Annotated in this window: 9 protein-coding genes and 1 pseudogene; 6 read left to right on the plus strand and 4 right to left on the minus strand. The window is 38.3% G+C overall.

What is annotated here, in order from left to right; translation table 11 throughout:
• Nucleotides 1-585: 585 nt before the first annotated feature.
• The 3 genes from FAY32_RS13915 (at nt 586) to FAY32_RS13925 (ending at nt 2,536) form a co-directional block, all read left to right on the plus strand.
• A complete protein-coding gene (locus FAY32_RS13915; protein WP_010010558.1) occupies nt 586-1,392 on the plus strand; it encodes a ParA family protein in 807 nt (268 codons plus the stop codon).
• Nucleotides 1,393-1,394: 2 nt separating this feature from the next.
• Nucleotides 1,395-1,763 (plus strand): DUF5388 domain-containing protein, encoded by a 369-nt coding sequence (locus tag FAY32_RS13920; protein WP_143464081.1) that lies wholly within the window; start codon nt 1,395-1,397, stop codon nt 1,761-1,763.
• Between the two features lie 608 nt (nt 1,764-2,371).
• Nucleotides 2,372-2,536, plus strand: a complete 165-nt coding sequence (locus FAY32_RS13925; protein ID WP_089122107.1) for an MFS transporter — start codon at nt 2,372-2,374, stop codon at nt 2,534-2,536.
• Nucleotides 2,537-2,629: 93 nt separating this feature from the next.
• On the opposite strand, the gene FAY32_RS13930 is transcribed toward FAY32_RS13925, so the two are convergent.
• Nucleotides 2,630-3,199, minus strand: coding sequence for a recombinase family protein (locus FAY32_RS13930; protein WP_024855672.1), 570 nt, complete (start codon nt 3,197-3,199; stop codon nt 2,630-2,632).
• 329 nt (nt 3,200-3,528) lie between these two features.
• Between FAY32_RS13930 and FAY32_RS13935 the strand changes: the two genes are divergently transcribed.
• The 3 genes from FAY32_RS13935 (at nt 3,529) to FAY32_RS13945 (ending at nt 5,794) form a co-directional block, all read left to right on the plus strand.
• The gene (locus tag FAY32_RS13935; RefSeq protein WP_010013316.1) at nt 3,529-3,762 is read left to right on the plus strand and encodes a hypothetical protein; all 234 of its coding nucleotides are present in this window, start codon (nt 3,529-3,531) and stop codon (nt 3,760-3,762) included.
• The gene (locus FAY32_RS13940; RefSeq protein ID WP_225416435.1) at nt 3,735-4,307 is read left to right on the plus strand and encodes an MFS transporter; all 573 of its coding nucleotides are present in this window, start codon (nt 3,735-3,737) and stop codon (nt 4,305-4,307) included. The genes FAY32_RS13935 and FAY32_RS13940 overlap by 28 nt, the downstream gene beginning before the upstream one ends.
• Before the next feature lie 152 nt (nt 4,308-4,459).
• Entirely contained in the window at nt 4,460-5,794 is a 1,335-nt protein-coding gene (locus FAY32_RS13945; RefSeq protein ID WP_002831210.1) for a dihydrolipoyl dehydrogenase family protein, read from the plus strand.
• 42 nt (nt 5,795-5,836) lie between these two features.
• Here FAY32_RS13945 and FAY32_RS13950 read toward each other — a convergent pair whose 3' ends face one another.
• From FAY32_RS13950 to FAY32_RS13960, 3 genes and pseudogenes are all read right to left on the minus strand, one after another.
• The gene (locus tag FAY32_RS13950) at nt 5,837-6,037 is read right to left on the minus strand and encodes a hypothetical protein (protein WP_020090466.1); all 201 of its coding nucleotides are present in this window, start codon (nt 6,035-6,037) and stop codon (nt 5,837-5,839) included.
• The gene (locus FAY32_RS13955; protein ID WP_125574589.1) at nt 6,025-6,597 is read right to left on the minus strand and encodes a helix-turn-helix domain-containing protein; all 573 of its coding nucleotides are present in this window, start codon (nt 6,595-6,597) and stop codon (nt 6,025-6,027) included. Before FAY32_RS13955 ends, FAY32_RS13950 begins: the two co-directional genes overlap by 13 nt.
• Nucleotides 6,590-7,119 (minus strand): annotated as a pseudogene (locus FAY32_RS13960) (replication initiation protein); the annotation flags it as partial. The pseudogene FAY32_RS13960 and the gene FAY32_RS13955, both read right to left, overlap by 8 nt.

Consider the following 7,119-nt stretch of genomic DNA (forward strand, 5'->3'; position numbering starts at 1 on the left):
ACCTACTAAAAAACGCCCTAGCAGGCGTTGGTAATACGTATTTATGTTTGTTCGATCACCAACTAATCAGTGGCACCAAGCCGAAGCTTCGTTTTACCACCCGCGCCGTTAATGGTCGCGCTCACCATTCACCACCCAGCCGTACAGATGACCTTGTTGTGGTATAGCCAGACTTATTGAAGTCGCACTGGCAAACGTGTCCCCTTGGATTTAGACCCCAGCTTGTCCCCTAGGGCTTTAAAAATCGCACCGGCCATGATATAATAGTCATTAAACAACGATGACTTTTATGTGGCGCTCACCGATTCCCGTCGGTGGGTGTTTTTTTGTATTCACTTACAAGTACAATTGTATTTCTCTCAATAAAAGAAATCAACACTTTTTTAAAAAATGTATACATTTTTACATTAGTATTTGTACTAATGTAAAAATTAGTATTTGTATACTCATTCGAAACGCCTCTATTGCAGTCTACATAGAGCTCATGTATACATTTTTACTTTTACACACTTGTATTTGTATACATGTACTAATTTTTGTGCTATGCTTTAAGAGCATTACACTACATATTTATGAGGTGATATTTTGGATAGCAAAGTCATAACATTTTCAAACTTTAAAGGCGGGACTGGCAAGACAACTAATAGTACAATGACTGGTATCGAGTTGGCACGTCGTGGGTATAAAACACTATTAATAGATTTGGATCCTCAAGCTAACGCCACTAATTTATATTTAAAAACTAAAAATAACGTCGGCGGTGAAGTAACTTCTTTTGATGAAACCTTGATGACCGCAATTAAAAACAAAAACCTCAAACCAGCTATCATCAACGTAATCCAAAATTTAGATATTCTTCCATCCTCAGCTGACTTTTCTTTATATCCTAGATATATGGAGAATATAATTTCTGACTACACCGATCGTGTAAAATACTTGTCTACCTTAATAAATCCGTGGAAAGATGACTATGACTACTTGTTGGTAGACGTTCCACCTACAATTAGCCTAATCACAGATACCGCATTATATATGACAGACTACGCGATTGTCGTTCTTCAAACTCAGGAAAGATCGCTTCAGGGTGCCCAGGCATTCATCAAATACATGCAAGATCAAATTATCAATGAATTCCACGCTCCGACATTAGATTTACTAGGAATATTGCCGGTTTTGCTGAAAAATGGTGCCCCTGTCGATAAGAGCACCTTAGCTAAAGCAATTGATATATTTGGTAAAGAAAATATTTTTGACATAACAATTAAAAATATGGAACGCTTAAAACGATATGATGTAACCGGGGTGACATTTAAAGATCAGTTTGATAAAGCAGTTCAAGACGTATACTCCAACGTTACTGATGAAATATTTAGCAGAATGGCTGGTGAATAGGAATGAGCGGATTATTAAACAATCCCAATCTAAAAAAAGAACCAAAGACGGACCCACTTGATCGTGGACAAGATATCAAACCCAAAAACACCTTTACTACAGATGATCTTAAAAGTAATAATGGCAAACCATCAAAACCGGGAAAAAGCGTTGCAGATTCTGTTACTTTTTATGCTAACGTTAGAATCAACAACCATATTAAGAACAAAGCGGAAGCTTTATCTGGAATTGGTCTATATAAATCTCAAAAAGATGCCATTGATAACGCATTAGACTATCTCATTGATTCTTTAGACGCTGAAGACAAGCGAAAATTTACTTTTCAATTAGATATTCTGGAGAGTAGAGACGCCCGAACTAGGGGAAAATAATATCGCGCTCTCAGACAACACGTTCAGCTTTTAGACGTATACTTGTCCGTTTAAATTAAGCAGAATGCACACAAAAAAGTCCTCTATTATGCGGAATAGAGGGCTTTTCTGAAATCAGTACATACAGGCTTTGCTTAGGAGCGTTGCTTGTGTCCATTTAGGACATACACAATCATAGCACGTATTTGACAACTATATACACGTATAAGCAAACAATGCACGAGAATGCGTTTATATGGTAGATTGTAAAGAAAGTGGCTCATCAACAATTGAACAGCCTATTTTCCACTACTGGATCAGCCAAATTAACAACTAAAAACAAACAGACGAACCTAAGACGTGCCCTTAAACAAGCGGCCAAATCTCAAGTTGATTTACCATAGCCCCAAAAGGGAACCGATCTTCACCAGGTCTACCAAGCCCAGAAGAAGTTAGCACTAGCTACTGACAACTTAAAAGCGGGTAACCAGCAACTAGCACTTACCTTAACCAAGTTAGAAAATCAAAATACCGCTATATCTAAACTGTCAATAGCTTCTCAAAAAATTAATTTGGGTAATCAGAAAATAAGCCAGGGTCAGAAAAAATTGTTAGTAGGTCTCAAACAATTGGCACAAAAAGAAGCTTTAACGACAGCTTTGAGAAAAATTAAGCATACTAAGAATCGACAGATCAGCCAGGCCTTCAGTCATACCTACTTAGTAGGAGCGGTGATTGTTTTGATTCTGTCACCAATTGCTTTGTTGACAGATCGTAAGCCATTAAAAAGTTGAACTGGGAGCTAGCCATTAACTTTAATACGGATTACTAGCTAAATCTAAAAGGGGCCTCGTATTCGAAGCCCTTTTGGTATGGTGTAAACAGTTTTAAAATATATTGTTTTTAACTAATTTAAATCGTCGCTGTTGCGTGCGTTTACTAATCCCCGTCTTTCGTTCAATCATTTTATAGGTCATGCCTTGTTTTCGTAACTCGTAGGCAAATCTGATTTGTTCCTCAGAATACGTTTTCGGTCGCCCTTCCCGAAACAACGGATCATGTTGCTTGGCATACACTTTACCTTCTTGTGTGCGCGTGACAATCATATCGCGTTCAAACTGCGCAAAGGCGCTAAATATTGTAAAGACTAGTTGGCCAGTCGGCGTATTGTCAATTAAGCCCATATTCAAAATGTTAACTTTGACATTTTCTTTAAACAACTCTTGGATAATGGCTAAGGCCTCGCGTGTGTTCCGCGCAAACCGATCCAACTTAGTGACAATCAAAGTATCGCCTGTTTTTAGAACGCGCAACAGTTTTTGAAACTCCGGTCGTTCGGTAGTTGTGCCGGTAAACTTTTCTTGAAAGATTTTTTCTGCTCCTGCCAATTTTAGTAACTCAATTTGATTTGCTAATTTTTGATCAGTGGTACTGACCCGCGCATAGCCATATTTCATCTTTTTATCTCCTTACTTATGTCATTAAGTAATGACACGGTTCTAACCCTTTAATTATACAGTATCAAAAAAGAGGCCACAACTGTTAAGTTATGACGCAGTTTATATATTCATTTAGCGGACATTAACCCATTTATTAATAAAAACTGGACTTAGAATGCGTTTCTCAAACGTCGAAACATGAAAAAAAGCCTATTTCTAGGCGCTTTTTACGATTATTGTTGTAAAGTTTGTTGGGCTTTTTTAGCTCTTGGCTTTTTAAATCTGGATTATCCTTTGCACCTGAAGATGGAAAGGGGACTGCTTCTTCTGCTTATGGTGGTCTAGGCATGGCTTTAGGTAATAACGGATTTAACGTTATCGGTGCTTTGTTCCTTAGCCAGTTTCGACTAGGATTTATAGTCTTTGGTATATTCACATTTGCTGGCGTATTAATTGCAACTTTGATTGTCCATGAGCCTTCTAATTTAGATGAAACCTCAACTAAAAAGAAAGAAAAGTTTTCTTTAAAAAATGTAAAGTTAATTTTTCCTTCTTGGCAAATTGGCGCGACTACTACCTAGCTCTTATAGGAAAAATGTTTCAGGGAGTTGGAAACTTTGCAATTACAGGATACATTTTATATATAATGACCGACTTTCTTCATCGTGGTAATCAAACTCAATCTTCTATCCAACTTGTTAACATGATTATGCTTATTTTTGGCATTTTGATGGGATTAGTCGCTGGGCCACTATCTAATAAATTTAAAATACTGAAATTACCAGTAGGTCTCTCAACTATCTTATTAGCAATTGCAGGTCTCTCCCTGTTCTTCTTAAGAAATAATACTGGTATTATTCTTTACGCCTTAGCTGCCGGTTTAGGAATGGGCTTATGGAACGCACTTGATAATTTATTAAACTTAAAAGTTATCCCCGATCAAAATCGTGTTGCATTTTTCTTAGGTGTTTACAACTTAGGTAATACAATTACACAAGCTATCGCACCCGTTTTAGCCGCTGCCGTCATAAGTCTTTTTGGTTATTCTGGAATTTTTATTGTTTCATTTATTTTTTCCTTGATTGGTGGTATTTCAATGCTATCGATTAAATCATTAAAACGTTAGTAAGATATTTTTTAGCAATCCTTATTTAAAGTTAAGGATTGCTTTTTGTTCTCTTCAGTTGCAATCGCTTGCAACTCGCACCTATCCTCTGCTATGCTCGTGCCAACAATGGTAATTATTTATTCACCTAAATTTAGGATGGAGGTAATTAAATGACTGAAAGTTATCAATTTGATGTTTTGTACTTAGGCGCGGGGCATGGTGCCTTCGACGGGGCGGTTCCACTAGCTAATAGTGGTAAAAAAGTCGCCATTATCGAAGCGGACAAAATCGGGGGAACTTGTCCAAACCGTGGATGCAACGCGAAAATTACGCTGGACAACCCGGTTCAACTTTTACGCCACCAAGAACGCCTTGATGGCATTGTAAATGGTGACTTAAAGCTGGATTGGACTGCCAATGTAGAACATGAACACGAAGTCATCGACGGCTTGCCGGACATGATTACTGGTTTACTCGACTCTGTTGACATCGAAATTATTCACGGTCGTGGAAAATTTGTTGATGCTCACACCATCGAAGTGGATCAACAGCGCTACACCGCTGACAAAATCGTGATTGCAACGGGGCTACGTCCCCACCATCTAGATGTTATGGGCTCAGAACTTACGCATGACAGTACCGATTTTATGAACCTCAAACAGCTTCCTGAAAATATCGTAATTATTGGCGCGGGCTATATCGGCATGGAATTTGCCACGATTGCCAATGCTGCCGGCGCGAACGTCACTGTACTTTTACGCCATAATCGGGCGTTGCGCAAATTTAATCAAGATTACGTAAAACAAGTCATTGCCGACCTCGAAAAACGAGGGGTGAAGTTCATTTACAACGCTCAGGTGGATCGTTTTGAGGAAGACGGTTCTCATTTTACCGTGTCTTATAACGATCACGAAACCCTCACCACCGACTGGATTTTGGATGCTACCGGACGAATTCCTAACATCGAAAACATCGGATTAGACGAAGTAGGCGTTAGTTACAATGCTAACGGGATCGAAGTTAACGATCATCTTCAAACTAACATTGATAACATCTATGCTTCTGGTGATGTGCTTGATAAAGAACAGCCTAAGCTCACCCCGACTGCGATCTTTGAATCTAGTTATTTAACCCAACTTTTCACAGGAAAGACTACTGACGCAATCAACTATCCGCCCATCCCAACCATTGTCTTTACCTCACCACAAATCGCACAGGTTGGTATGAGCGTCGAAGAAGCTCAGCAAAATCCTGATTACACCATTAAAACTAATCATCTTCCTGACGGATGGTTCCGCCAAGTTGATAAGGAAACAATTGGTGATAACACCTTGATTTACGATCAAGACCATCATCTTGTAGGAGCAGCTGAAGTTAGTGAACATGCTGCCGATGCAATTAACGTTTTATTACCAGCAATTGAGTTTCAATATACAGCTGAACAACTAGGCCGCATCGTACCTCTCTTCCCTACTTTGGGAGCGGACGTCTGGTCACAGATTTAAAAAAACGCTGAGCCTCTTTTAAGGAGACTCGGCGTTTTTTTATTATTTAGTAAATTCAGCAATTGCATCATCAATATGTTGCCGTACTACCTCAACATGATCCATTTCATCATCTTCTACATGTGGTAAAGGATTACGTGCTCGTCCTACACTTACCCCACGTTTAGCTAAGATTAACTTCATCACATCATATAAATTACCTTTAAATGATGTCAATTTAACTGAATCATCTATTTTCGCCATAGTCCCCACCATTTTCTTGGTTTTTCTTGTTCTTCTATCCTTTTTTGAACTTTGATTTGTTCCTGCAAATTTTCCAACTTCTCTTTAAGAGCGTTCCCGTTCACTTCATCTTTATATTGATTGTCTAAGTGTTTGAATTCTGTTTCCTGTGAGGGCATTTTGAGAACTTTTAATCTGTCGTTTTCTGCTTTGTATTCTTCGAGCAGTTGTTTGTCCTGTAAGGCCAATCTTTGTTGCTGATCTAGTAACTTATGTAACTCTTTCTTTTCAGATTGAATTTCTGATACTAAATTTCGAAGGAATTTCACTTCATCTTGTCCATCAACCGCATCTTTTTTGTTGTCGTCAACATCATCTTTTTGTTGACGGTATCTTGTTGACGAATTGTTTGAGAACATTGCTTTAATAGCTTTTTGCCCATCAACATCAACGTAAACAGTATTACCTTTTGTTGATGTAAATTGACGTAAATCGATTGACGCATCTCTTTTTATCTTTTGCCATATAGCCTGCTTTGAAACGCCCAATTCATCAGCAAGTTCTCTAATTGTTTTAGGCATTATTTCCAAACCCCTTTCGGAGTTCAGCAAGTGCTTCTTGTCTTGCTTGATCTCTTATTTTTTTATCGTGCTCGGCCTGTTTATCAGCCAATGCTTGTTTCTCAGTAGAGCCTAAAGTTAACCCTTTAACCTTGTCAATGGCGCGCCATTTTTCCTGCTCTGTTAATTCACCATTATGCTGAATATTAAAAAGCTTTTGACGCTCATCTTGTAATTGGCCTTGTGAGAAATCATTGGCATCTTTCTTTTCGGGTTTCCAGGTAAACGAATAGCCAATAACTGGTTTCCCACGCCCTTTACCATATTTTTTTCTAACCGTTAATCCTCTAAACAAAGGAGTTAATTCTTCTTTAATGGGTTTTATAACAAATTTATCGACGTTAGAGGGACTATTCCAGTAACTTTTGGGCATATCTAGTAATTGGTAGATTGTAAAATTAATCCGAACGCTGTTCGGACAAAAAAGATCAGCTTCCTTTAAAATGGTGTTTACCACAAACCCATCTTTTAGGAGCTGATCTT

Origin of the sequence: Levilactobacillus enshiensis, from assembly GCF_007115095.1 — a bacterium.
Classification (GTDB): Bacteria; Bacillota; Bacilli; order Lactobacillales; family Lactobacillaceae; genus Levilactobacillus; species Levilactobacillus enshiensis.

Coding starts and splice junctions, on each gene's coding strand:
- FAY32_RS13920 (WP_143464081.1), top strand. CDS start 1,395: ATGAGCGGATTATTAAACAATCCCAATCTAAAAAAAGAACCAAAGACG.
- FAY32_RS13930 (WP_024855672.1), bottom strand. CDS start 3,199: ATGAAATATGGCTATGCGCGGGTCAGTACCACTGATCAAAAATTAGCA.
- FAY32_RS13935 (WP_010013316.1), top strand. CDS start 3,529: ATGGCTTTAGGTAATAACGGATTTAACGTTATCGGTGCTTTGTTCCTT.
- FAY32_RS13945 (WP_002831210.1), top strand. CDS start 4,460: ATGACTGAAAGTTATCAATTTGATGTTTTGTACTTAGGCGCGGGGCAT.
- FAY32_RS13950 (WP_020090466.1), bottom strand. CDS start 6,037: ATGGCGAAAATAGATGATTCAGTTAAATTGACATCATTTAAAGGTAAT.
- FAY32_RS13955 (WP_125574589.1), bottom strand. CDS start 6,597: ATGCCTAAAACAATTAGAGAACTTGCTGATGAATTGGGCGTTTCAAAG.